Raw genomic sequence first — 21,550 nt, 5'->3', positions numbered from 1 at the left:
TTTCGTTCACGACGGTGATCAGCCGGTGGCTGACCCAAATACACTGGCACATATTCTCACCGACAACGGTGCGCAGTGGCGAATCAAAGGGACAGACGAGATGGCCGAGAGGGTGGTGAGAGCAGTGTCGGACGATCCGGTCCGCACCGTCGGTGACGTCGGTGAGCTCGAACTGATCGATCTCATCGCCGGACCTGAGTCGGTCGACGGCACCGACACCGGAGTTCTGGTCGGCCCCGGAGATGACGCAGCGGTGCTGGTCGGTGGTGGCCCGGTGGTCGTCAGTACCGACGCTCTCGTCGAGGGGCAGCATTTCCGTCTCGACTGGAGCACGCCGATACAGGTCGGGGCGAAGGCGATCGTGGCCAATGCCGCCGACGTCATGTCGATGGGCGGAAGAGTGACCGGGTTCGTGGTCTCGCTGACCTGTCCGAAGGACCTCGGGGTCGACACCCTCGTAGGCCTGCGGGACGGGATGCGCACGGCGGCCGCGAGGTACGGCGCGCACGTGGTCGGCGGAGATCTGACCGCAGGATGCCAACTCGTCATCGCGGTGACCGCGATCGGAGCAATGGACTCCCGCTCGCCTGTGCGCCTGTCGACTGCGCGGGAGGGCGACGTGCTCGCGGTGTCAGGACAATTGGGTGCCTCCGGCGCCGGACTCGATCTCCTGCTCGCCGGCAAGGCCGGATTTCCCTCGCTCGTCGCCGCGCACTGCGAACCGTCGCCGAATCTTTTCCTGGCAGCAGGAGCGACGAGTGCCGGTGTTCATGCGATGACGGATGTCTCCGACGGATTGCTCCGTGAACTCCGCACCATGGCACGGCAATCGGGCCACGCCATGAATGTTGATCCGACCCGGGTCCCGGTGCTGCCCGAGTTGGCGGACGCTGCCGCTGCGCTGCACACCGATCCGCTTCGGTGGGTGCTCGGTGGCGGCGAGGATCATGAATTGCTCGCGAGTTTTCCTCCCGATGTGGTTCCGGTCGGGTGGACGGTCATCGGTACCGTGGAACGCCGAAGTGGAGGTCCGGCGGTGGTTGTCACAGGTATCGACGATGTCGACCTCGATGCCGGGTGGCGCACGTTCTGACGCTGCGGGCTCCTCGCTCAGGTACTCGCTCACAAAAACTTCGCCTATGAACGCTCCCGCTCGCTGAACTTGGTCCCGCTCGGTCCGTAGAGCGAGCGGGACCAAGATTGATGAGCGGGACTTACTCGAGCCCGGACTCGGGCTACCGATACTGTGATCGTCATGGCGATCTACGCACTTGACGACCGAGAACCGCAATTGGGCGAGGGTGCCTACGTGCATCCCGACGCGGTGGTGATCGGCAACGTCACACTCGGCGCCGGCGTCTCCGTCTGGCCGGGCGCGGTCTTGCGCGGTGACTACGGCATGATCACCGTGGGCGATCGCACGAACATCCAGGACGGCACGGTCATCCATTGCACCCCCATCGATCCGACCGTCATCGGCGCCGGTTGCGTGGTGGGGCACAACGCGCACATCGAAGGTGCAGTGATCGGCGACAACTGCCTGATTGCGTCAGGATCAGTGGTACTCAACGGTTCTCGGATCGGTGCGGGAGCGATCGTCGGTGCAGGCGCAGTGGTGCCGTTCAAGTTCGAGGTACCGGAGAGGGCAATGGCGCTGGGCGTGCCCGCGAAGATCCGAGCGGGTTTCGAGGTGCCGGAGGGGCATATCGAGATGAACGTCGAGATGTACGCGCAGAACGCCATCTACTACCAGACCGCATTGCGTCGGCTCGACTGAGCGGCAGGAGAATCATGCCTGACCCACAACCCCTTTCGGCACTCATCGACCCCGGATGGGCGAATGCGCTCGAACCGGTGGCGCCGGACATCGCCAAGATGGGCGAGTTCTTGCGCGGTGAGCTGGCCGCCGGCCGCACCTATTTACCCGCGGGTGCGAATGTGCTGCGCGCGTTCACCAATCCGTTCGAGGATGTGCGAGTGCTCGTCGTCGGCCAGGATCCGTACCCAACGCCCGGACACGCTGTCGGATTGAGTTTTTCCGTGGCCGAGGACGTGCGCCCGGTGCCACGCAGTCTGGGCAACATCTTCACCGAGTACTGCGACGATCTCGGCTATCCACGGCCGTCCAACGGTGACCTGACGCCGTGGGCGAAGCAGGGCGTGCTGCTGCTGAACAGGGTGCTCACCGTCGCGCCGGGGGCGGCCGCAAGCCATCGCGGAAAAGGGTGGGAAGCGGTGACCGAGTGCGCCATCAAGGCGCTTGCTGCCCGTGATCAGCCGCTCGTCGCGATCCTCTGGGGTAAGGATGCTGCGTCTCTCAAACCGTGGTTGCCCGGGGTGACCACCATCACCTCGCCCCATCCGTCGCCGTTGTCGGCGCGCCGTGGATTCTTCGGATCGAAACCGTTCTCACAAGCCAATGCCGCGCTCAGAGAGCGCGGCGGTGTGGAAGTCGACTGGCGGCTGCCGTGACCGAGTCCGGTTACCGGACAGCGTGAGGATCAGTTGCCGTTGAGGCTCGAGTAATCGGGTGAGCGCTTCTCGATGAAGGCGTCGACACCCTCGATGCCTTCCGGAACTCCGGACAGGGCCGAAATGGACCGCGCCTCGGCGTCGAGTTGTTCGGCAAGCGTGGCGGTCGGTGAATCGGACAGCAGTGCCCGCGTTGCGGCGAGGGTTCGCCACGGTCCGGCGACCAGGTCGGCGGCGGCCGCCTGAGCGGTGGCGAGCACCTGCTCGTCCTCGACCACTCGTGAAAGCAGACCGATCTCCAGGGCTTCGGTGGCGCCGAGGATGCGGTTGGTCAAGATGATGTCGCGGGCGCGGGCAGTGCCGACGACGCGGGGAAGCGACCATGTCAATCCGCCATCAGGCGTGAGCCCGATACCGACATACGCCGGGCGCAGTTTCGTGGCGGTTCCGCCGATCGCGACATCACAGTGGGTCACCAGACTCATGCCTGCGCCCGCAGCCCATCCCTGGATCGCGCCGACCACGGGGAGGTTGGCGCCGATGAGTGCTTTCACGAATTCGTGGAAGTCGCCCGCGAGACCCGAGAGGAAGACCGGCCGATCAGGAGCGGCCGCGAACGAACGCACGTTGCCACCGGCGCAGAAGTTCGCGCCGGTACCTAGCAACAGCACCGCCCCGGCCTTGATCTCGCCACGCGCGACCTTCAGCAAAGCCTCGGTACCGCGGTTGAAACAGTCGCGATCCAGCGAGTTACCGGCCTTCTCGGTGGCCACGGCGATACGCAGCACACCATCAGCGGTGAGTTGCACCGAGTCGGACTCGGAGGCAACGCTCAGCTGTGAATCAGGCACGTTGTTCAGCCTCGGGAGACTTTGCCGGCCTTCAGGCAAGAGGTGCACACGTTGATGCGCTTGCGGTTTCCGGGGGCGACCTGCGCGCGAACGGACTGGATATTCGGGTTCCAGCGCCGGTTGGTGCGCCGGTGTGAATGCGAGACCGACTTACCGAAGCCGGGGCCCTTGGCGCAAACGTCGCAGACGGCAGCCATCGTCGAACTCCTTCAATGAGAAAATAGTGGTCATGGCCTCTCGGTATTCGGCATGCACCGGTGTCCGATAGGCAACCCTGCAAGAATAGCGGCTCCCCGACGATGATCAAAATGGTCGAGTCTCGCTGCGCTGCGAAGCAGTGCCCGGCCGCCGGCAGATTAGGCTGTGCGTCAGACCACATGGAGGAGGGCGGGCAGGTGACAGAGCAGGTTGGGGCTCCCGCGATGGACCCAGGTCTGCTGCGCGATTGGATCCACGGCACCGTGTCGAGCCTGGACGGCGTGCGCGGCGAGATCAACGATCTGAACGTCTTCCCAATCCCGGACTCCGACACCGGTAGCAACATGCTGCACACGATGATGGCGGCGGCCGACGCCGTCGATCAACTCGATCCCGATGCCGATACCGCGCACGTGGCGCGGGCGATGGCCGACGGGGCCGTCTCCAAGGCGCGGGGTAATTCGGGGATCATCCTCTCGCAGGTGCTGGTGGGACTGGCCGACGCCGCCGAGGTGAACCAGCTGGACGGGAGCGTCTACTTCAACCGGCTCTGGGTCGCCGGCCTGCGTCTGGGTTCGCTTGCCGCGACCCGCGCCGTCAGTGAACCCCGAGAAGGCACCGTGCTGACCCTGCTCCGCCGCGCTGGTGAGAACGCTGCGCAGCACGCCGATGCCACCCCGGCGGACCTGGCCCGTGCGATCGCCGATGGCTGCGCCGACGATCTGGATCTGACGCAGGGGCAACTCGACGTCCTCGCGCAGGCCGGTGTGGTCGATGCCGGCGGCCGCGGACTGTTGGTCCTGTTCGATGAGTTGGTTCGGGTACTCACCGGCGTCTCCGCACGACGGCGCCGGTATCAGGGCGCGCTGGCCGGCGGCGGCGACCGATTGGGGCACGAGATCGGCGAGCCCTGCGAGAGCGACGATGAGATGGATTTCGAGGTGATGTATCTCCTGGAAGGAGCTGTGGCCGAGCAGATCTCGACTTTGCGAACCAAGCTCGACGGGCTGGGAGACGCGGTGGTCATCGTCGGGGACAGCGCTGACGCCGTGGCAGGCGAGAAGTTCTCCATCCACGTCCACACCTGCGAGCCGGGTCTGGCCGTCGAAGCAGGACTCGCACTGGGGACGGTCAGCGACATAAGGATCAGCTGTTTCCTTCTCGACGCTCACCGCGGACAAGAAGAGAAGGCAGGCCACCCGCCGCGCCGGAAACGCGCGGTCGTGGCCGTGGTGACCGGTGACGAGGCGGCCGAGTTGTTCGAGCAGGAGGGCGCCGTGGTGGTCCGGGCGGACTCGGGCGGGGCCGGCGAACTGGACGCGGACGCACTGGCCAAGGCCATCATCGAGGTCGACAGCGCACATGTGATCCTGATGGGCAACGGCGCGCTGCCGGCCCAGGATCTGGTCGCCGTCGCCGCGGCGGCCCGATCACGTGAGCGCTCGGTGGTGATCTTGCCGGGTGGCTCGATGGTGCAGAGCCTGTCGGCGATGGCGGTGCACGATCCGAGTGAACTGCCGGACGACGACGCGTATGCGATGGCGGAGGCCGCTGCCGCCACCAGGTTCGGTGCGGTGGTCACCGCGACCGAACGGACCCTGACCTTCGCCGGCACCTGCGAGCCCGGTGACCAACTCGGCCTCATCGGTGACGGGGTGCTGGTCATCGACCCTGAAATCCTGGGCGCGGCAGCAGGTCTGATCGATCTGTTGCTCAGTACCGGCGGAGAGATGGTCAGCGTGCTGGCCGGCCGCAATCTCGAGCCGCGTATTCTCGAACAGCTCGAGGAGCACGTGAACAGCACCCACCCGGGCGTCGAGTTCGTCAGCTTCCCCGGGGGACAGGTAGGCGAGTTGCTGCAGGTGGGTGTCGAGTAGTGGTGACGCAGTAGTGGGTTCACAGGAAGGTCGGGTCACCGCGCCGTCGGCGACGCTGTCGGATTCGTTGGAGTCGATACTCGGTCCCAAGGCTGCCGACATGCTCGATGAGCAGATCCACGTGCAGACCGTCGGTGAACTGCTGCGGTACGTGCCCGATCGCTACGTCAAACAGGGCGACCTGTCGGGGGAGCGCAAACCCGAACCCGGGGAACGGTTGACGGTGGTCGCCCGGGTCGAGGACAACAAGACGATCCCTATCCGCAACTCGCGCAAGAAGATGGTCAAGCTCGTCGTCTTCGACGGCAAGTTCCGAATCGCCGTGACATTCTTCAACTCACCCTGGATCGCCGCCAAGCTGCCGAAGGGCTCGCGGGTGATGATGGCGGGGGAGGTCAAGTACTTTCGCGACGAACTCCAGCTGACCCATCCGAACTGGCTCAAGCTGCCGGAGGACGGAACATCTATCGAGGCAGACGACGCCGTCGGGTCGGTGCTGATGCAGGGTATCGCCAAGGCGTTGGCGACCGACGCCGGCGACGGCGACAGCTCGGACGGCACCCTGGATTTCTCCGACTTCCTGCGTGATGTGATCCCGGTTTACCGCGGGACGGCCAAGCTGCAGGCGTGGACCATCTGGCAATGCGTTCGAGCCGTTCTCGGCGAACTCGCGCCGATCGAGGATCCACTTCCTGACGACGAACGGACCCTGCGAGGACTGATCGGATCGGACGAGGCGCTGCGCAAGATCCACGTTCCGGAAGGTCAACACGACATCGATCAGGCCAGTGCCCGACTGAGATTCGACGAAGCACTGGCGCTCCAACTCGCGCTCGCGCAGCGTCGGCATGTGGATCGGGGAGCGACGGGACCGTCGTGCTCGCATGTCCCGGACGGTCTCGAGGACAAGCTGCTGAGCCGGTTGCCCTTCACACTCACCGACGGCCAACGTGTGGTGATCGATGAGATCACCGCCGACCTGCAGCCCCCGTACGGTGGGGACGCCGCCACGGTCGTGTCGCCGATGAGCAGGTTACTGCAGGGCGAGGTCGGTTCGGGTAAGACGTTGGTTGCTCTGCTGGCGATGCTCAGGGTGATCGACAACGGTTATCAGTGTGCGCTGCTCGCACCCACTGAAGTGCTTGCAGCGCAACATTTTCGAACCCTGGAGACGATGCTGGGTGGGCTCGCGAAAGAGGGTGAGCTCGAGGGGGAAGAGGGTGCGACCCGGGTCGCCCTGATCACCGGATCGATGAAGACGGCAGCCAAGCGCACCGCTTTGCTCGAGACCGTCACCGGCCAGGTGGGCATTCTCATCGGAACCCACGCGCTGCTGCAGGACAACGTCGACTTCTTCAATCTGGGTTTTGTCGTCGTCGACGAACAGCACCGCTTCGGGGTGGAACAGCGCGACACCCTGCGGTCCCGCGGCCGGGACGGTGTGGTGCCCCACCTGTTGGTGATGACCGCGACCCCCATCCCTCGGACGGTCGCCATGACGGTCTTCGGCGACTTGGAGACCTCAACCCTTCGAGAACTACCCCGGGGCCGCCAGCCGATCACCACCAGCGTGGTGCCCCGCGGCAATCCCAAGTGGGTGCAGCGGGTCTGGCAACGCGTCGGCGAAGAGGTCGAGGAAGGCCGCCAGGTCTACGTGGTGTGCGCACGCATCGGAGACGACGGGACGCCCGCAGGTCAGCGGTCGCAGCAGAAATCGTCAGAGGGTGCGGCCGAGCCGGCGACGGCCGCGGTGGACATGTTCAAGACCCTCAGCGAGGGGCCTCTCGGGGGGCACCGCATCGAGTTGCTGCACGGCAGGCTCTCGCCTGACGAGAAGAGCGAAGTGATGGCGGATTTCACCGCCGGACAGGTCGACATCCTCGTCTCCACGACAGTCATCGAGGTGGGCGTCGACGTCCCGAATGCCACCACCATGGTGATCGTCGATGCCGACCGATTCGGGGTCAGCCAGCTCCATCAGCTTCGTGGTCGGGTCGGCCGTGGTGGGCTGCCAGGATTGTGCCTGCTCATCACCGCATCCTCGGAAATGTCGCCGTCGATGGAACGGCTGCAGGCGGTTGCCGCGTCCAATGATGGGTTCGAGTTGTCGTATGTCGACCTCCGACAGCGAAGGGAAGGTGATCTGCTTGGTTCGCTCCAGTCCGGGCAGACCTCCTCGCTACGGTTCCTCTCGCTCCTCACCGACGGCGACCTCATCGAGGACACGCGGGCGCTTGCGGACGAGGTCGTGGGCGGCGACCTCACGCTCGTCGAACACAAGCCGATGGCGGCCCTCGTCGACTCGATCCTGGGTCCGGTACGCCTGGCGTTCCTGGACAAGTCCTGACGGCGTAGGTCTCTCGGGCCGCTGGTGGCTGCTGCTGTCGGTCTTCGCCGTCACCGCGACTCTCGCCGCGGGAGCGGAAGTGGTGTCGCACGAGGGAGGGGCGCCTTCTGCTGATGCACGACGAATGCTCGGGGAATTGGCGCTCGTGCCGGTCCTGGCGCAGCGCCCGGACGCGGCCGACTATGAGCGGAGTGCGTTCGGTCAGGCGTGGACCGACAACACCGACGCCGCCGGGGCGAACAACGGGTGCGACACCCGTAACGACATCCTGAACCGCGACTTGAACGACAAGATCCTCGCGGCGGTGGACAGTTGCACGCGTGGGGTCGCCTCGGGCGAACTGCGCAGTCCCTACAGCGGTCGCTGGATCGTGTTCAAGCGCGGCAAGGGTTCAGGTGCGAAGGTGCAGATCGACCACATCGTGCCGCTCGCGTACGCCTGGGCCATGGGTGCACGTACGTGGGATGCGGCGCTTCGGCAACGTTTCGCGAATGACCCTGCCAATCTGGTGGCCGTCGACGGTGAAGCCAACCAGGACAAGAGCGACTCCGCACCGGCGCGCTGGATGCCGGCCAACTCAGGCTTCCACTGCCAGTACGCGGTCCAATTCGTGACGGTGCTGCGGACGTACGGCCTCTACCTCGACCGGCCATCGGTGCCCGTGCTCCGGCGCGCACTCGAAAGATGCTGAGCTGGAACACAAACCCGGTCGGAGCGGGTCAGCCGGTCGTGGTGTCGAACGAGACGGCCGCCTCGCCGGTGTAGACGAGGAAGGTGAACGTCTCTTGCAGGTACAGGCTGACCGTCGAGGCGTCGTGGGAGTCGTAACCGATCGAGACATCCTGTCCGATGGTCAGATCGAAGTCGCCGCCGCGGGTGCTGAGGAGGAAGGCGGAGTCGATGGCAGGGGCCCAGATGATGTCCCCGTCGATCACGCGCTGCAGGTGCTGGATGATCGGATACCCATGGTTGGACGTCTCGTTCACCTTGAGCCAGACCTCGGCGCTGAGCGCCAGGGAGTACGGGCCCGCCACGGACGACAGCCGAAGTCGGCTCAGCGCCTGGCTGATCGCTTCGGGGTACTCGCGCACGTCGTCGGGGAGCTTGATGGGGTCACCCGGTGATTCGCTGCGGATACCGGTGATGCCGGCGGCCTGGTAGCCCTCGAACACGGCCCGGTCCTCGGCCTGGGCCAGTGTCCGGGCGGCGTCGATCACCGGGTCCCAGTCGGAGTCCTGCGCACCGCGATCGACGTTGTCGACGGCGTCTCGACTCACGATGAACGGCACCTTGAACTCGACGATGGATTGAGAGGTGCGGCTACTGGCCTGGATGCCCGCGACCGGCGCGTCGATGGGGTTGCGCTTGCCGGTGGTCACCGCGGCGAGTTCCAGTCCGAGAGGGCCGTTCACGTCCACGATGCGACGGGCGGCACTGTTGCGCTTGAACGATCGCGACGCCTCTTCTTCGATGGCCTCCCAGGCCGCCGTCGAGATGGGTGCTAGTTCGCGGTGCAGGTTGTTCATTTTTCCTCCGTCGTCAGCTGGCGACGCCGGTGTAGGGCGCCGATACGCAACGAACCCATGGTGGGTGCGGGTGGTGTGATGTCCGAGTCGGGCTCGACTGTGACATGGGCGGCTTCGCCGCGGGCTTCTGCGGTCGCGCCGCGGAACTCAGGTGGGTCGTCGAGAAAATCGATGGTGGGCACGAAATAGCGGCTGCCCGTGACTGCGGTGGAGAAGTCGAGGAGCCGGTCGTAGTTGCCTTCGGGCTTGCCGAGGAACATGTTTCGCAGCATTTCGTCGGTGACGTCGGGGCCGGCGGAGTAGCCGATGAAGTACGTTCCGTATTCGGCCTGCCCGACCCGCCCGAACGGCATGTTGTCGCGCATGATCTGCACCTGCTCACCCGCGTCGTCTTCGATGACGGTCAGCGCCGTGTGCGAGTTCGTGGGTTTTGTGTCGTCGTCCATCTAGATGTTGTCCGACTTCGACCTGCCGATGGACTGTTCCTGTTCTTCGGTCGTGAGCGCATTCCAGGCCGGCATGTTGTGCAGGTACTTCTGCACCAGGACATAGCTGCCGCCGGCGAAGTCGGGGTCCTCGTCGCCGGCGGTGACCGCAGCGACGGCTGCGGGGCCGTCCGGATTCTCGGTGCCGTCGACGAAGCCGATGATGTCGCGCATGTCGAAGTAGCGGAACCCGTGGACCTCGTCGACCACGCGGGCGGCGTCGCTCAGTTGCGAGGCGATCTGCGTGGCCAGTTCGAAACAGACATCCATGGTGCGGGCCCTGATGTGGAACAGCAGATCGCCCGGGGTTGCCGGTGCGCTGTGCACGGCGCCGTCCAAGGGCACGAACGGTGCGAGTCCGGTGGGGCGGGGCCCGCTGAACAGTCGGTCCCACGCGCGCGATCCGATCCCGACGACGCAGGTGGGCCGGGCGTCGGGGGCGCGCGAGGCCACTGAACGGATCAGGCCGGTGACGCCGGAGAGGAAGTCCCACGTGTCAGACTCGCCACCGGGTTCGATGGTCGCCACCAGGAAGATCGCAGCCTCAGTCAGCGGCGACAGGATCGGCTGTGGGGTCGGGCTGTCGATGGGTGAGATGAGCTTGACCTTCCGCCTGCTGTTGGACGTACTCGACAACATTATCTTCTTCGCGGCGCCCGCCGCCCCGCACCGCTGACCGCGGGTCGACTGCCTGCAGATCCCGTCGTGCCCGCACACGGGTCATTCGCCCCAACTCTGCTGGCACGCAGCCGCAAAGATCTCGTCAATACTTCACTCCCGACCTGTCGTCGCCGAATCGGACTGCGTAGAACGGAGCGGTGATCATTGATGAATGGTTCGGCGAGCACGATGTCCCCGTGGATTTCAGGGGTGGACGGCGATGACCCTCACCGCGATCCTGCCAACCCTGCGCGCGAGCATCCCCGATCCTCTGGACAAGGCCTTGTGGCCTGCGACCACGCTCGCAACCTTGACCGACGTAGTGATCGACGACGTGTCGATGTGCCATCTGGTCGAATTGTCGGGTACTCCTGCGGTCTACCGAAGCCGTACGTCGCCCGGAGTTGTCGTGGTGATGCGGGTGCTGGATGCGGCGACCACAGGCCACCGAACCCGTTCGCTGTCTGTCGATCCGATGATCGAAGGCGTCACTCCGATGTGGTCCGAACTCCGGTTGATCGGCCGGGTGTCGACGGCAAGAGTCGAGGCGACCGCTGTGTGTGAGGTGTCCGGTAGCCGATCTGGTCTGGTGATGTTGCCCGCTGACATCTCTCCAGGTGACATCGTCGTGGTGCCCTGCGCGGTGGACGGCGAGGATCTGCCTCGTCATCGATTCTCGGAGCCGGCGGATTCGGCGGTGGCGACATCGGGTGGCGGGTTAGGTTCGATGCATCCCGTGTCGGAAGGTGAGTAGATGTCGGTCAGTCCAGACGTGTTGGTGAGCCACGACGGCCCGATCACCACGATCAGCATCAACCGGCCGCAGCGTCGCAACGCTGTCGATGGCCCGACCGCGCAGGCTTTGGCCCAGGCGTTCCGTGACTTCGACAATGACGACGGAGCAGCCGTCGCAGTTCTTCACGGCGAGGGCGGAACCTTTTGCGCAGGAGCCGATCTGAAGGCGATCTCCTCAGGCGAGAGTGCGAACCACGTCGATCCCGACGGTGACGGGCCCATGGGGCCGACCCGAATGCGGTTGTCCAAACCGGTCATTGCGGCGATCGCCGGGCACGCGGTCGCGGGCGGTCTCGAGTTGGCGCTCTGGGCGGATCTGCGGGTCGCGGACGAAGATGCCGTTCTCGGAGTCTTCTGCCGTAGGTGGGGCGTCCCGTTGATCGACGGTGGCACCGTGCGACTGCCGCGCCTGATCGGGACGTCGCACGCGATGGACTTGATCCTGACAGGCCGGGAGGTTCGCGCGGACGAAGCGCTTCGGATGGGTCTGGTCAGTCGTGTTGCGCCGCAGGGTGACGTGTTGAGGTCGGCGAAGGAGCTGGCTCGCGAGATCGCCGCTTTCCCACAGACATGCCTGCGCCAGGACCGGTTATCGGTTCTCGAACAGGAGGGGCTCGACGAAACCGCCGCGATGGACAATGAGTTCCGGCGTGGCATGACGTCGTTGAGCGCCGATACCGTCGCCGGAGCGTCGCGCTTCGCGGGCGGTGCGGGTCGGCACGGGTCGTTCGACGCGTAGTCCGTCGATCAGGAAATTCGCGCCACCTGCACGCGGACGCGACAGTTGCAACCGGCGCGAACGTACGCAGGTGGCGCGAACTCACTGCGGACGTCCACGACACGTGAGCGTCGGTCACTGAGAACTCAGATGTCAGGACCACCTATCCTGGGACGATGAGTGCTCCTACCACCACTCCTGCTGACGTCGAGCAGATCGTGCGCACGCAGGCCACTGCGTCGAAAGCCGCCTCCCGTGTCCTGGCAGGCCTGACCACTGACCAGAAGAACCGCGTACTGCACGACGCCGCCGAGGCGTTGCTCGCACAGACCGGATCGATCCTCGCCGCGAACGCCGAAGATGTGGCCCGTGCTGACCTGGCGGGCACCGAGGCGAGCCTCATCGACAGGCTGCGTCTGACCGCAGATCGAGTCGAGGGAATCGCGGCCGGACTCCGGCAGGTTGCCGCGTTGCCGGATCCGATCGGCGACGTGATCCAGGGCAAGACGCTGCCGAACGGGATGCAACTCCGGCAGGTCCGAGTCCCGCTGGGCGTCGTGGGCATGGTCTACGAGGCCCGCCCCAACGTCACCGTCGATGCCTTCGGGATCGCGCTGAAATCGGGCAACGCGGCGCTGCTGCGGGGATCGTCGTCGGCCGCGAGTTCCAATGCCGAGCTGGTCCGGATTCTTCGAGACACCCTCACCGCCGCAGAACTTCCCGCGGACGCGGTGCAGTTGCTGCCGTCCGAGGATCGCGCGAGTGTCACCCACCTCATCCGTGCGCGCGGTCTGGTCGACGTCGTCATCCCGCGCGGTGGCGCAGGGCTGATCAAAGCGGTCGTCGAGAACGCGACCGTGCCCACCATCGAGACCGGTACGGGTAACTGCCACATCTACATCCACGCTGCTGCCGACCTCGACATGGCCGAGGATCTGGTGATCAACTCCAAGACCCGTCGCCCCAGCGTCTGCAACACCGCTGAAACGGTGCTGGTCGACCGGGCCATCGCCGAGACTGCGCTGCCGCGGCTGACCCAGGTGCTGCAGAGCGCCGGAGTGATCATCCACGGCGACGAGCCCGGCATGGTCCCGGCCACCGAACAGGACTGGTCCGACGAATACCTGAGCCTCGACATCGCGGTGAAGATCGTCGGCGGACTCGACGAGGCGGTCGACCACATCGATCGCTACGGGACGAGCCACACCGAGGCGATCATCACCGACGATCTGGCCGCCGCGACCGAGTTCACCAACCGCGTCGACGCAGCGGCCGTCATGGTCAACGCCTCCACCGCGTTCACCGACGGCGAGCAGTTCGGATTCGGCGCCGAGATCGGCATCTCGACCCAGAAATTGCACGCCCGCGGACCCATGGGTTTGCCGGAACTGACATCGACCAAATGGATCGCGTGGGGCAACGGGCAGACCCGGCCGGTGTGACCGACAAAGTCCAGGGCCAATCGATCAATTCTTAGGAGAACCAATGGGCGTACAGCCTAGTTTCACCGACGTGCCAGGCGTGCGCGAGACACTGGCCGGAGTCGGGTATCTGGCCGATGAGGCCACGTCGACATCGGTCTTCTTGGCGGACCGGCTCGGTAAACCGCTGCTCGTCGAGGGACCTGCCGGCGTCGGCAAAACGGAACTCGCCCGGGCGATCTCGCAGTCCACCAACGCCGATCTGGTGCGGTTGCAGTGCTACGAGGGCATCGACGAGGCCCGGGCACTCTACGAGTGGAACCACGCCAAACAGATCCTCGCCATCCAGGCGACCGGTCAGCGCGGCTGGGACGAGACGAAAGCCGACATCTTCTCCGACGAGTTCCTGCTCCCGAGGCCGCTGCTGAAGGCGATCTCGCAGCCCGGCCCCACGGTGCTGCTGATCGACGAGGTCGACAAGGCCGACGTCGACATCGAAGGTCTGCTCCTCGAAGTGCTCAGCGACTTCGCCATCACCATCCCCGAGATGGGCACCGTGGTCGCCGACCGCCGTCCCATCGTCTTGTTGACGTCCAATGCGACGCGCGAGCTCTCCGAAGCGCTCAAGCGCCGCTGCCTCTACCTCTACATCGACTTCCCCGATGCAGCCCGCGAGCGCGACATCCTCGCCAGCCGGGTCCCCGAACTCGACGAATCGGTGGCCAAGGAACTGGTCCGGATCATCGGGGTACTGCGCACGCTCGACATCCGCAAGAAGCCGTCGGTCGCCGAGACCATCGACTGGGCACACACGTTGCTTGCGCTGGGGGTCGGGGAGAAGCCCGGGTCGACAATCGACGAAGGCGTCATCGCTCGCACGCTCGGTGTGGTTCTCAAACACCGTCCCGATCTCGCGACCGCCCTCAAGGAACTGAAGCTCGGCTGACGCTCGTGAACACCCCGATCGTGAGTTCTCCGTTCATCACTCAACTCACCGGCTTCGTCGACGACCTGCGGGGCCGTGGAATCGTGGTGGGCCCGGCAAACCTGATCGACGCCGGACAGGCGACGTCGGTGCTGGATCTTCTGGATCGCAACAGCTTTCGCGAAGGCATGGCGTGCACGTTGCTGCACGACAATGGTCACCGTCGGGTCTTCGACGCGGTTTTCGATCTGTGGTTCCCGCTCGGCATGGGGGAGCGAAGCGGTGATCAGGACGACGCCTTCGCTCTCGACGCCGATGGGAACGTCGACATCGAGGCAGTGCGCGAGCGACTGGCCGAACTCCTCGCCGACGATTCCAAGGAGGCCGAGGCCGAACTCGCCTCATTCGCCGCAATGGCGGTTGCGCAGCTCGGCAGCTACCGATCCTCGCGCGGTCCGGCTTTTTCGACCTATCAGGCGATGTCGACGATCAACCCCCAAACCCTCATCGCACAGATCGCCGCCGCCATGGCCGGCTCGTCCGGTGTCGAGGACCGATCGGGAACCGAGCCGGTCTTCCGGCGCGCCGCTGCCGATCGCGTACGCCAATTCCGCTCGCTGATCGAGAGTGAGACCAAACGACGGATGGCCCAGCGCAACGGCCGGGAGCAGGTGTCGCAATATGCGGTGCCGAACCTGCCGGAGCGGGTCAACTTCTTGTCCGCCGGCGCCGCCGACCTCGCAGAGGTGCGCCGCACCATCGCACCGCTGGCGCGGTTGCTCGCCGCCCGACTTGAGGTACGGCGGCGACGCGCGCACCGTGGATCGATCGACGTGCGCAAGACACTGCGGGCTTCCATGTCGACGGGAGGCGTCCCGATCGATCTGGTGCGACGCAAACCCCGGCCGGGCCGCCCTGAGCTGGTGGTCCTGTGCGACGTCTCCGGCTCGGTGGCCGGGTTCTCGCAGTTCACCCTGCAACTCGTCTACGCCCTGCGGCAGCAGTTCTCGAAGGTTCGCGTGTTCGCGTTCGTCGACACGGTCGACGAGGTGACCGAGTTCTTCGACGGCCCTGACCTGGACTTCACGACCGCGGTGCGGGAGATGCTCAGCCAGGCCAGGTTGATCACCCGTGACGGTCACTCCGACTACGGGAACGCCTTCAGTGGCTTCGCGAGCGACCACCTGGATGCTCTCACCAGGCGCGGGGCGCTGCTGATCCTCGGTGACGGCCGGAACAACTATCACGATCCGAAACTCGATGCGCTGACCGAGATGGTCGACAGCACCAGACATGCCTATTGGCTCAATCCGGAGGCCGCCCGCAACTGGGATACGGGCGATTCGGTGGCCTCCACCTACTCCGGGGTGATCGACATGCACGAGTGCCGCAATGCGACGCAACTCGGCAAGGTGATCGCCAACCTGCTGCCCGTGTGAGCTGATCAGTAGACTCACTGCTCATGCCCGACACCACACCCGATACCCGAGTCTCGCGTGGTCGGCGCATCGGTGTGATGGGCGGGACGTTCGACCCCGTTCACAACGGTCACCTGGTGGCTGCGAGTGAGGTCGCGGACCGGTTCGACCTCGACGAGGTCATCTTCGTTCCCACCGGACGACCGTGGCAGAAGTTCAAGGCCGACGCAGGCGTGAGCCCGCCGGAGGACCGCTACCTGATGACGGTCATCGCGACGGCATCCAATCCGCGATTCTCGGTCAGCCGAGTCGACATCGACAGGGACGGGGACACCTACACCGTCGACACCTTGCGTGATCTGAAGGCCGTCAATCCCGACGCGCAGCTGTTCTTCATCACCGGCGCCGACGCGTTGGCGTCGATCCTGTCGTGGCAGGACTGGGAAGCGCTGTTCGAATTGGCGAGCTTCGTCGGGGTCAGCCGGCCGGGCTATGAACTGGGGGCGGCGCACCTCGAGCGGCACCTGAAAAAATTGCCGCCCGATACGTTGCACCTCATGGAGATCCCGGCGCTCGCGATCTCGTCGACAGACTGCCGCAAACGTGCTGAAGGCGGACGTCCGGTTTGGTACCTGGTACCTGACGGGGTGGTGCAGTACATCAGCAAACGAAAGCTCTACCAATCGAAAGGCATTTTGTGACAGCGTCATCCGAGGCGGTCTCCATCGCCACCGTGGCCGCCCATGCGGCGGCCGAGAAGTTGGCCACCAACGTCGTCGTGATCGACGTGTCGGAACAGCTGGTGATCACCGACTGTTTCGTGATCGCCTCCGCCGACAACGAACGTCAGGTCGCCTCCATCGTCGACGAGATCGAAGAGAAGCTGCGGGACGCCGGCACCAAACCGGTTCGCCGCGAGGGCACCCGTGAGGGGCGCTGGACGTTGCTCGACTACATCGACGTCGTCGTCCACGTCCTGCACGAGCAGGAGCGCGAGTTCTACGCCCTCGAGCGACTGTGGAAAGACTGCCCCGTCATCGACATCCCCGGCATCGAGTCCAAACCCCTCAGCAGCTTTGACGACGGCAGCGACGACGCGGCAAACCGGGAGGACGTTGGTGAGTGAGTCGCTCCGTCCCGACGGCCACGACTCCAGCGTCGAGCGGATGACGCCGGTCGTGCGACGTCTGCTGCTGCTCCGGCACGGGCAGACCGAGTACAACGCCGCCAGCAGGATGCAGGGGCAACTCGACACCGACCTGTCCGCGCTCGGCATCAAGCAGGCCGAAGCCGCGGCGAAGGTGCTGGCCGGTCGTGAACCGCGCCTGATCGTCTCGTCTGATCTGCGCCGCGCCCGCGACACCGCGGCAGCTCTGGCCGCACAGGTCGGGCTCGAGGTCGGCACGGACAAACGTCTGCGTGAGACCCACCTGGGGTTGTGGCAGGGCCTGACCCATCACGAGGTCGACGATCAGATGCCCGGTGCCCGGCGTATCTGGCGCGATGACGCGACCTGGCGGCCCCCGGAGGGCGAGAGTCGCACGGACGTCGCCACCCGCAGTGTGCCGGTCGTCGAGGAACTGGTCGCCGGACTGGGAGATTGGGGTCGCGGCGACAACGCCGACGCGCCGGTGGTCCTGGTGGCGCACGGCGGAGTGATCGCGGCGATGACCGCAGGCCTGCTGGGACTGCCGATCAGTCACTGGCCGGTGTTCGGGGGACTGGCCAACACGAGCTGGGTCCAACTCAGCGGGCACGGCGCCGACGACGAGACGACCTGGCGGCTCGACGTGTGGAACGCGTCCGCCGAGGTCGCGGACGCTGCCGTGCAATGACGGCACCGAAGCGTGATTCGCTGTTGGTGTTGTCGGACTCGCTCGCCTACTACGGACCCAAGGGTGGGCTGCCGGCCGACGACCCGAGGATCTGGCCGACGCTCGTCGCAGATGAACTCGGTCTCGAACTCGAGTTGTTCGGTCGTATCGGCTGGACCAGTCGGGACGTGTGGTGGGCCCTGACCCAGGACCCGCGGATCTGGGCCGCGGTCCCACGGGCCAAGGCGGTGGTCTTCGCGTTCGGCGGTATGGATTCGCTGCCCTCGCCCATGCCGACCGCCCTGCGGGAGCAAATCCGGTACATCCGGCCGCCGTGGCTGCGGCAGCGGGTACGTGATGGGTACGGCTGGCTGCAACCGCGGCTGGCGCCCACAGGATGGCCGCTCGCCCTGCCGCCGGCGCTGACCGGTGACTATCTGGGCAAGATCCACGAAGCCCTCGTCGCGATCCGTCCAGACCTTCCGGTCGTGGCCTGCCTACCGTCCACACACCGGAGTCCGTACTACGGAAACGTGCATTCGGGCAGGCCGAAAACTGTTGCGGCCATGACTACCTGGGCCGAAGATGCAGGGGTGCCGCTGATCGATCTGCTACCGCCGACCGCGGCACACTTCGATCGCGGAGAAGGTAACCCCGATGGCATCCACTGGGGATTCGGGTGCCACCGCGACGTCGCCGATCTTGTGCACGACGTCCTCGCGAGGACCCTGGCGTCTACCGTGGTGTCGTGACCGTCGTCATCGTCACCGACTCCTCGGCCCGCCTGCCTGCAGGGATCCGCGAGCGGTATCGCATCGAACAGGTGCCCATGCATGTCCTGACCGCCGACCGCGATCTGCTGGAGGACGTCGACGAGATCGGTCCGGAGATCTTCAACGATCCTCAGACGACCACGTCCGGGGTGACCCCCGCCGACCTCGAGGTCGCGTACGAGAAGGCGATCGAGGCCAGTGACGGCGACGGGGTGGTGGCCGTGCACCTGTCCCGGCGCTTCAGCGGTACCTGGGGTTCGGCCCGATTGGCCGCAGAGAAGTTCCAGGGACGCATCCGGGTCGTCGACTCCCGCACCGTCGGGCTAGGTGTCGGCTTCGCCGCCATCGCCGCGGCGCAGACCGCGGAGTCCGGTGCGGACATGGACCGCGTCTACGAATCGGCGATCAGGGTCGGTTCGACCACCGAGTGTCTGCTGTGCGTCCAGCAACTGGAAAATCTGCGTTCGAGTGGTCGCATAGGCGCGACCACCCGCCTGTTCGCATCCGCGTTGGCCATCAAACCCATACTGCGGGTCGTCGACGGTTCTCTGGTGCTCAAGGAGAAGCAGCGCACGATGTCGAAGGCCATCGCGAAGATGATCGACACGGCGGTCGAGGTCGCGCAGCGTCGGCCGGTCACCCTCGGGGTCCAGCACTGTGAGGCTCCCGAACTGGCCGCGGAGATCACCGAGGCGCTGCGGTCAAAACTCACCATCGAGTCGTTGGTCGAGTCCGATCTCGGTCCGGTCCTGTCCCGCCACGTGGGTTCCGGTGCGGTGGGCATCGCACTGACAACCTCACTGGGCCCGATCGACCTCGCCCCCGAGTAGTCCACAGTTCCGAAGTAGTCCACAGGTAGGGACCGGCATCCCGTATCAGCTGCCGTCTGGAGCGGAACGGCTCGCTAGGTTTTCGGCTATGAGTAGCAACCTGGACCGGTTGGCGGAGTCGGAACCGGAGCCGACCGGACCGCCGCAGCCCTCCACGCCCGACGCTGCCGTTCCCGCCTGGCTCGGGTCTGCGCAGTGGCTGCACGACAGCCCAGGGGACGACTCCGCCGCGGAACGCAGGTGGAGTGATGAGTCCATCGACGACCCCTTCGACCCCGAGTACCCGGACCCGGACGGACCGCTGCGCCGTCGGTGGCGGTCGACGCCTGCCGCGGCGATCGGTTTGGTGATCGTCGGCGTCCTGGCCACCCTGGTGGCGCTTTACACCGCCTTCGCCGACGGTGCGAGCGGCGCGGATGTACCTGTCGCATTCCCCGAGACCGCAGGCGCGGCAACGAGTTCGACGGCGAGCGTTCAGACAGCAGATCCGCCGGCAGAATTGGTGATCAGCGTGGTCGGACTCGTGCACCGGCCAGGATTGGTGCGACTGCCACCCCAATCTCGCGTCGCCGATGCGCTCGCAAAGGCAGGCGGTGCGAAAAACGGAGCCGACATCCTCAGCCTGAATCTTGCCCAGCCGCTGCGCGACGGGGATCAGGTTCTGGTCGGTTTGGCCGACCCGGCCGGTGGACCCCAGGTGCGTAGCGCTGTGGTCGCGGTCGATGGCGCCGGGGGAGCGCCGCGTCCGAGCGTCGGCACCACGACGGGTTCGCTCCCACCATCGGGCGCCGGCCAGGCGCGGGTCGACCTGAACACCGCGGCCGAAGCCGAGCTGGATACCCTGCCGGGAGTGGGTCCGGTGACCGCGGCCGCGATCATTGCCTGGCGAAACGCCAACGGCCGGTTCACGTCTGTGGATCAGCTGGCCGAGGTGGACGGCATCGGTCCCGCGCGTCTGGAGAAACTCAGGGACCGGGTCACGGTGTGAGCGCAGCCGTGGTGCCGGGCGCCACGACGCTAGATCTGCGGCTTGTTCCGGCGGCCTCGGCCGCCTGGCTCATCACGGTGACAGGAATCCTCGCACCGGTGAGCATCACGGCTGGACTTGCGCTGGTCGCGTCGCTCGTGACGATCGTTGTGGTGGCGTCGCTGGTGCAAGGTGCCAGAACGTCGATGATGCCCGTTCTTCTCGGAATCGGCGGCGTTGTCGCAGGTTTCGGCTGGGCCCTGGTGCTCCGTCAGCACCATCTCGAACTGAACCCGTTGGCGGACAGCACCATTCTTGGAAGCAAGGTCACGGTAGGGCTGCGGGTGACCGACGATCCGAGGGCCATGGCGCGCACGGATCGGGTGGTGATCGCGGTCACCGTGACCTCGGTTCGCCGGCAGGAGGTGTCGAAGGCGGCGGCGACGGTGCTCGCCCCTGCTGACGGCTGGATGGATCTGGTCCCGGGGCAACACCTGTCGGCGCTGGTGACAGTGTCGGAGCCGCGCCGACCAGACCTCACTGTCGCGACGCTGACTGCCTCGGGGCCGCCGTCGCAGGTGCGCGCTCCACCCTGGTATCAACGGGTCGCGACGTACGTGCGAGGCCAGTTCCGGGAGCTGGCCTCCCGTGCGCTCGGAGCGCCGGAATCAGGCCTGCTCCCGGGATTGGTGCTCGGCGATGTCTCGGCGCTCGACGAGCAGGTGAAGGAGGACTTCCGGACCGCAGGACTTTCGCACTTGACCGCGGTGTCCGGTGCCAATTTCGCGATCATCATCGGGGCGCTGTTGCTGACGGTGCGGGCGCTCGGGGCGGGGCCGCGCACGGCGGTGGCCGTGACGGGGGTCGTGATCGTGATCTTCGTGATCCTGGTGCGGCCCAGTCCCAGCGTGGTCCGTGCGGCGGTGATGGGCGCAGTCGGGTTGGTGGCGCTGCTGGTCCGCAGGCGTGCGCAGGCCATGCCGGCGTTGTGCGCCGCGATCGTCATCCTGCTGCTGGTGTGGCCGGCGTTCGCGGTCCAGCCGGGGTTCATCCTGTCTGTCGTCGCCACCGCTGGACTGATCGTCATCGCGCCGGTGATCGTCGAATGGCTGCGGCGCCACCATGTCCCGCGGGGGTTCGCCGAAGCCCTCGCGGTGGCGTTCGCGGCGCAACTGGTGACCACACCCGTGGTCGTGTTGTTCAGTGGCAGGCTCAGTCTGGTCGCCGTGGTCGCGAACCTGGCCGTGACGATCGTCGTCGCGCCCATCACCGTGCTGGGCACCACAGCGGCGGCTGTCAACCTCGTCTGCCCGCCGGTGGCGTTCCTGTTGGTCCGGTTCATCGGTCCCGAACTGTGGTGGATGGTGTTCGTCGCGCAGAAGTGCAGTTCGCTACCACTGGCGACGGTGACCCTGTGGTGAGCGCGGGGTCGCCTGCTCGTGGTGCGGGTGGGGGTGTCGCCGGGTTCTGGCA

General features: G+C 66.0%; 21 protein-coding genes and 1 pseudogene. 18 read left to right on the top strand and 4 right to left on the bottom strand.

Annotated features, from left to right (window positions below):
* The first annotated feature begins 25 nt into the window (after nt 1-25).
* The 3 genes from BFL43_RS20070 to BFL43_RS20060 all read left to right on the top strand — a co-directional run bounded on the left by BFL43_RS20070 (nt 26) and on the right by BFL43_RS20060 (nt 2,472).
* Nucleotides 26-1,093: a thiamine-phosphate kinase gene (locus BFL43_RS20070; protein WP_240498374.1), complete on the top strand. Its 1,068-nt coding sequence runs from the start codon at nt 26-28 to the stop codon at nt 1,091-1,093.
* 162 nt (nt 1,094-1,255) lie between these two features.
* Entirely contained in the window at nt 1,256-1,777 is a 522-nt protein-coding gene (locus BFL43_RS20065) for a gamma carbonic anhydrase family protein (RefSeq protein WP_084894314.1), read from the top strand.
* A 14-nt stretch (nt 1,778-1,791) separates the two neighbouring features.
* The gene (locus tag BFL43_RS20060; RefSeq protein WP_084894229.1) at nt 1,792-2,472 is read left to right on the top strand and encodes a uracil-DNA glycosylase; all 681 of its coding nucleotides are present in this window, start codon (nt 1,792-1,794) and stop codon (nt 2,470-2,472) included.
* 29 nt (nt 2,473-2,501) lie between these two features.
* On the opposite strand, the gene BFL43_RS20055 is transcribed toward BFL43_RS20060, so the two are convergent.
* Both BFL43_RS20055 and rpmB read right to left on the bottom strand, forming a co-directional pair.
* Nucleotides 2,502-3,323 (bottom strand): enoyl-CoA hydratase-related protein, encoded by an 822-nt coding sequence (locus BFL43_RS20055; RefSeq protein ID WP_240498373.1) that lies wholly within the window; start codon nt 3,321-3,323, stop codon nt 2,502-2,504.
* A 5-nt stretch (nt 3,324-3,328) separates the two neighbouring features.
* Nucleotides 3,329-3,520 carry a 50S ribosomal protein L28 gene (gene rpmB / locus BFL43_RS20050; RefSeq protein ID WP_084836679.1) on the bottom strand — a complete coding sequence of 64 codons (192 nt, stop codon included), beginning with the start codon at nt 3,518-3,520 and terminating at the stop codon, nt 3,329-3,331.
* Nucleotides 3,521-3,745: 225 nt separating this feature from the next.
* Here rpmB and BFL43_RS20045 point away from each other — a divergent pair, with 225 nt between their 5' ends.
* From BFL43_RS20045 to BFL43_RS20035, 3 genes are all read left to right on the top strand, one after another.
* Nucleotides 3,746-5,398 (top strand): DAK2 domain-containing protein, encoded by a 1,653-nt coding sequence (locus BFL43_RS20045; RefSeq protein WP_206186721.1) that lies wholly within the window; start codon nt 3,746-3,748, stop codon nt 5,396-5,398.
* A 13-nt stretch (nt 5,399-5,411) separates the two neighbouring features.
* The gene (recG, locus tag BFL43_RS20040) at nt 5,412-7,745 is read left to right on the top strand and encodes an ATP-dependent DNA helicase RecG (protein WP_084894227.1); all 2,334 of its coding nucleotides are present in this window, start codon (nt 5,412-5,414) and stop codon (nt 7,743-7,745) included.
* An 82-nt stretch (nt 7,746-7,827) separates the two neighbouring features.
* Nucleotides 7,828-8,436, top strand: a complete 609-nt coding sequence (locus BFL43_RS20035; RefSeq protein ID WP_346425984.1) for an HNH endonuclease family protein — start codon at nt 7,828-7,830, stop codon at nt 8,434-8,436.
* Between the two features lie 28 nt (nt 8,437-8,464).
* Here BFL43_RS20035 and BFL43_RS20030 read toward each other — a convergent pair whose 3' ends face one another.
* Nucleotides 8,465-9,271: a family 1 encapsulin nanocompartment shell protein gene (locus BFL43_RS20030; protein WP_084894225.1), complete on the bottom strand. Its 807-nt coding sequence runs from the start codon at nt 9,269-9,271 to the stop codon at nt 8,465-8,467.
* Nucleotides 9,268-10,344, bottom strand: a pseudogene (locus BFL43_RS20025) (Dyp-type peroxidase). Before BFL43_RS20025 ends, BFL43_RS20030 begins: the two are co-directional and overlap by 4 nt.
* A gap of 292 nt (nt 10,345-10,636) precedes the next feature.
* Between BFL43_RS20025 and BFL43_RS20020 the strand changes: the two are divergent.
* The 12 genes from BFL43_RS20020 (at nt 10,637) to BFL43_RS19965 (ending at nt 21,498) form a co-directional block, all read left to right on the top strand.
* Nucleotides 10,637-11,170, top strand: coding sequence for a hypothetical protein (locus BFL43_RS20020; protein ID WP_084894224.1), 534 nt, complete (start codon nt 10,637-10,639; stop codon nt 11,168-11,170).
* On the top strand, nt 11,171-11,950 hold the full coding sequence (locus tag BFL43_RS20015; protein ID WP_084894223.1) for a crotonase/enoyl-CoA hydratase family protein: 780 nt from the start codon (nt 11,171-11,173) through the stop codon (nt 11,948-11,950).
* 155 nt (nt 11,951-12,105) lie between these two features.
* A complete protein-coding gene (locus BFL43_RS20010; protein WP_084894222.1) occupies nt 12,106-13,371 on the top strand; it encodes a glutamate-5-semialdehyde dehydrogenase in 1,266 nt (421 codons plus the stop codon).
* A gap of 43 nt (nt 13,372-13,414) precedes the next feature.
* The gene (locus BFL43_RS20005; RefSeq protein WP_084894221.1) at nt 13,415-14,296 is read left to right on the top strand and encodes a MoxR family ATPase; all 882 of its coding nucleotides are present in this window, start codon (nt 13,415-13,417) and stop codon (nt 14,294-14,296) included.
* A 20-nt stretch (nt 14,297-14,316) separates the two neighbouring features.
* Nucleotides 14,317-15,714 carry a VWA domain-containing protein gene (locus tag BFL43_RS20000; RefSeq protein ID WP_084894312.1) on the top strand — a complete coding sequence of 466 codons (1,398 nt, stop codon included), beginning with the start codon at nt 14,317-14,319 and terminating at the stop codon, nt 15,712-15,714.
* Nucleotides 15,715-15,737: 23 nt separating this feature from the next.
* Entirely contained in the window at nt 15,738-16,394 is a 657-nt protein-coding gene (nadD, locus tag BFL43_RS19995; protein ID WP_084894220.1) for a nicotinate-nucleotide adenylyltransferase, read from the top strand.
* Nucleotides 16,391-16,819, top strand: a complete 429-nt coding sequence (rsfS, locus tag BFL43_RS19990; RefSeq protein ID WP_084894219.1) for a ribosome silencing factor — start codon at nt 16,391-16,393, stop codon at nt 16,817-16,819. Before nadD ends, rsfS begins: the two co-directional genes overlap by 4 nt.
* A 40-nt stretch (nt 16,820-16,859) precedes the next feature.
* A complete protein-coding gene (locus BFL43_RS19985; RefSeq protein ID WP_084894311.1) occupies nt 16,860-17,528 on the top strand; it encodes a histidine phosphatase family protein in 669 nt (222 codons plus the stop codon).
* On the top strand, nt 17,525-18,259 hold the full coding sequence (gene octT, locus BFL43_RS19980) for a diglucosylglycerate octanoyltransferase (protein WP_084894218.1): 735 nt from the start codon (nt 17,525-17,527) through the stop codon (nt 18,257-18,259). The genes BFL43_RS19985 and octT overlap by 4 nt, the downstream gene beginning before the upstream one ends.
* Nucleotides 18,256-19,110, top strand: a complete 855-nt coding sequence (locus BFL43_RS19975; RefSeq protein ID WP_084894217.1) for a DegV family protein — start codon at nt 18,256-18,258, stop codon at nt 19,108-19,110. The genes octT and BFL43_RS19975 overlap by 4 nt, the downstream gene beginning before the upstream one ends.
* An 88-nt stretch (nt 19,111-19,198) precedes the next feature.
* The gene (locus BFL43_RS19970; RefSeq protein WP_084894216.1) at nt 19,199-20,098 is read left to right on the top strand and encodes a ComEA family DNA-binding protein; all 900 of its coding nucleotides are present in this window, start codon (nt 19,199-19,201) and stop codon (nt 20,096-20,098) included.
* Nucleotides 20,095-21,498, top strand: coding sequence for a ComEC/Rec2 family competence protein (locus BFL43_RS19965; RefSeq protein ID WP_084894215.1), 1,404 nt, complete (start codon nt 20,095-20,097; stop codon nt 21,496-21,498). Before BFL43_RS19970 ends, BFL43_RS19965 begins: the two co-directional genes overlap by 4 nt.
* Nucleotides 21,499-21,550 lie beyond the last annotated feature (52 nt).

It is taken from the genome of Williamsia sp. 1135, assembly GCF_002095395.1.
Classification (GTDB): Bacteria; Actinomycetota; Actinomycetes; order Mycobacteriales; family Mycobacteriaceae; genus Williamsia.
This window is presented reverse-complemented; position numbering and strand designations above follow the sequence as displayed.

What these genes read in the sequence shown, in the direction of transcription:
- BFL43_RS20065 (WP_084894314.1), top strand. Translation starts at nt 1,256, where the DNA reads ATGGCGATCTACGCACTTGACGACCGAGAACCGCAATTGGGCGAGGGT.
- BFL43_RS20060 (WP_084894229.1), top strand. Translation starts at nt 1,792, where the DNA reads ATGCCTGACCCACAACCCCTTTCGGCACTCATCGACCCCGGATGGGCG.
- rpmB (WP_084836679.1), bottom strand. Translation starts at nt 3,520, where the DNA reads ATGGCTGCCGTCTGCGACGTTTGCGCCAAGGGCCCCGGCTTCGGTAAG.
- BFL43_RS20045 (WP_206186721.1), top strand. Translation starts at nt 3,746, where the DNA reads ATGGACCCAGGTCTGCTGCGCGATTGGATCCACGGCACCGTGTCGAGC.
- BFL43_RS20030 (WP_084894225.1), bottom strand. Translation starts at nt 9,271, where the DNA reads ATGAACAACCTGCACCGCGAACTAGCACCCATCTCGACGGCGGCCTGG.
- BFL43_RS20020 (WP_084894224.1), top strand. Translation starts at nt 10,637, where the DNA reads ATGACCCTCACCGCGATCCTGCCAACCCTGCGCGCGAGCATCCCCGAT.
- BFL43_RS20015 (WP_084894223.1), top strand. Translation starts at nt 11,171, where the DNA reads ATGTCGGTCAGTCCAGACGTGTTGGTGAGCCACGACGGCCCGATCACC.
- BFL43_RS20010 (WP_084894222.1), top strand. Translation starts at nt 12,106, where the DNA reads ATGAGTGCTCCTACCACCACTCCTGCTGACGTCGAGCAGATCGTGCGC.
- BFL43_RS20005 (WP_084894221.1), top strand. Translation starts at nt 13,415, where the DNA reads ATGGGCGTACAGCCTAGTTTCACCGACGTGCCAGGCGTGCGCGAGACA.
- nadD (WP_084894220.1), top strand. Translation starts at nt 15,738, where the DNA reads ATGCCCGACACCACACCCGATACCCGAGTCTCGCGTGGTCGGCGCATC.
- BFL43_RS19985 (WP_084894311.1), top strand. Translation starts at nt 16,860, where the DNA reads ATGACGCCGGTCGTGCGACGTCTGCTGCTGCTCCGGCACGGGCAGACC.
- octT (WP_084894218.1), top strand. Translation starts at nt 17,525, where the DNA reads ATGACGGCACCGAAGCGTGATTCGCTGTTGGTGTTGTCGGACTCGCTC.
- BFL43_RS19970 (WP_084894216.1), top strand. Translation starts at nt 19,199, where the DNA reads ATGAGTAGCAACCTGGACCGGTTGGCGGAGTCGGAACCGGAGCCGACC.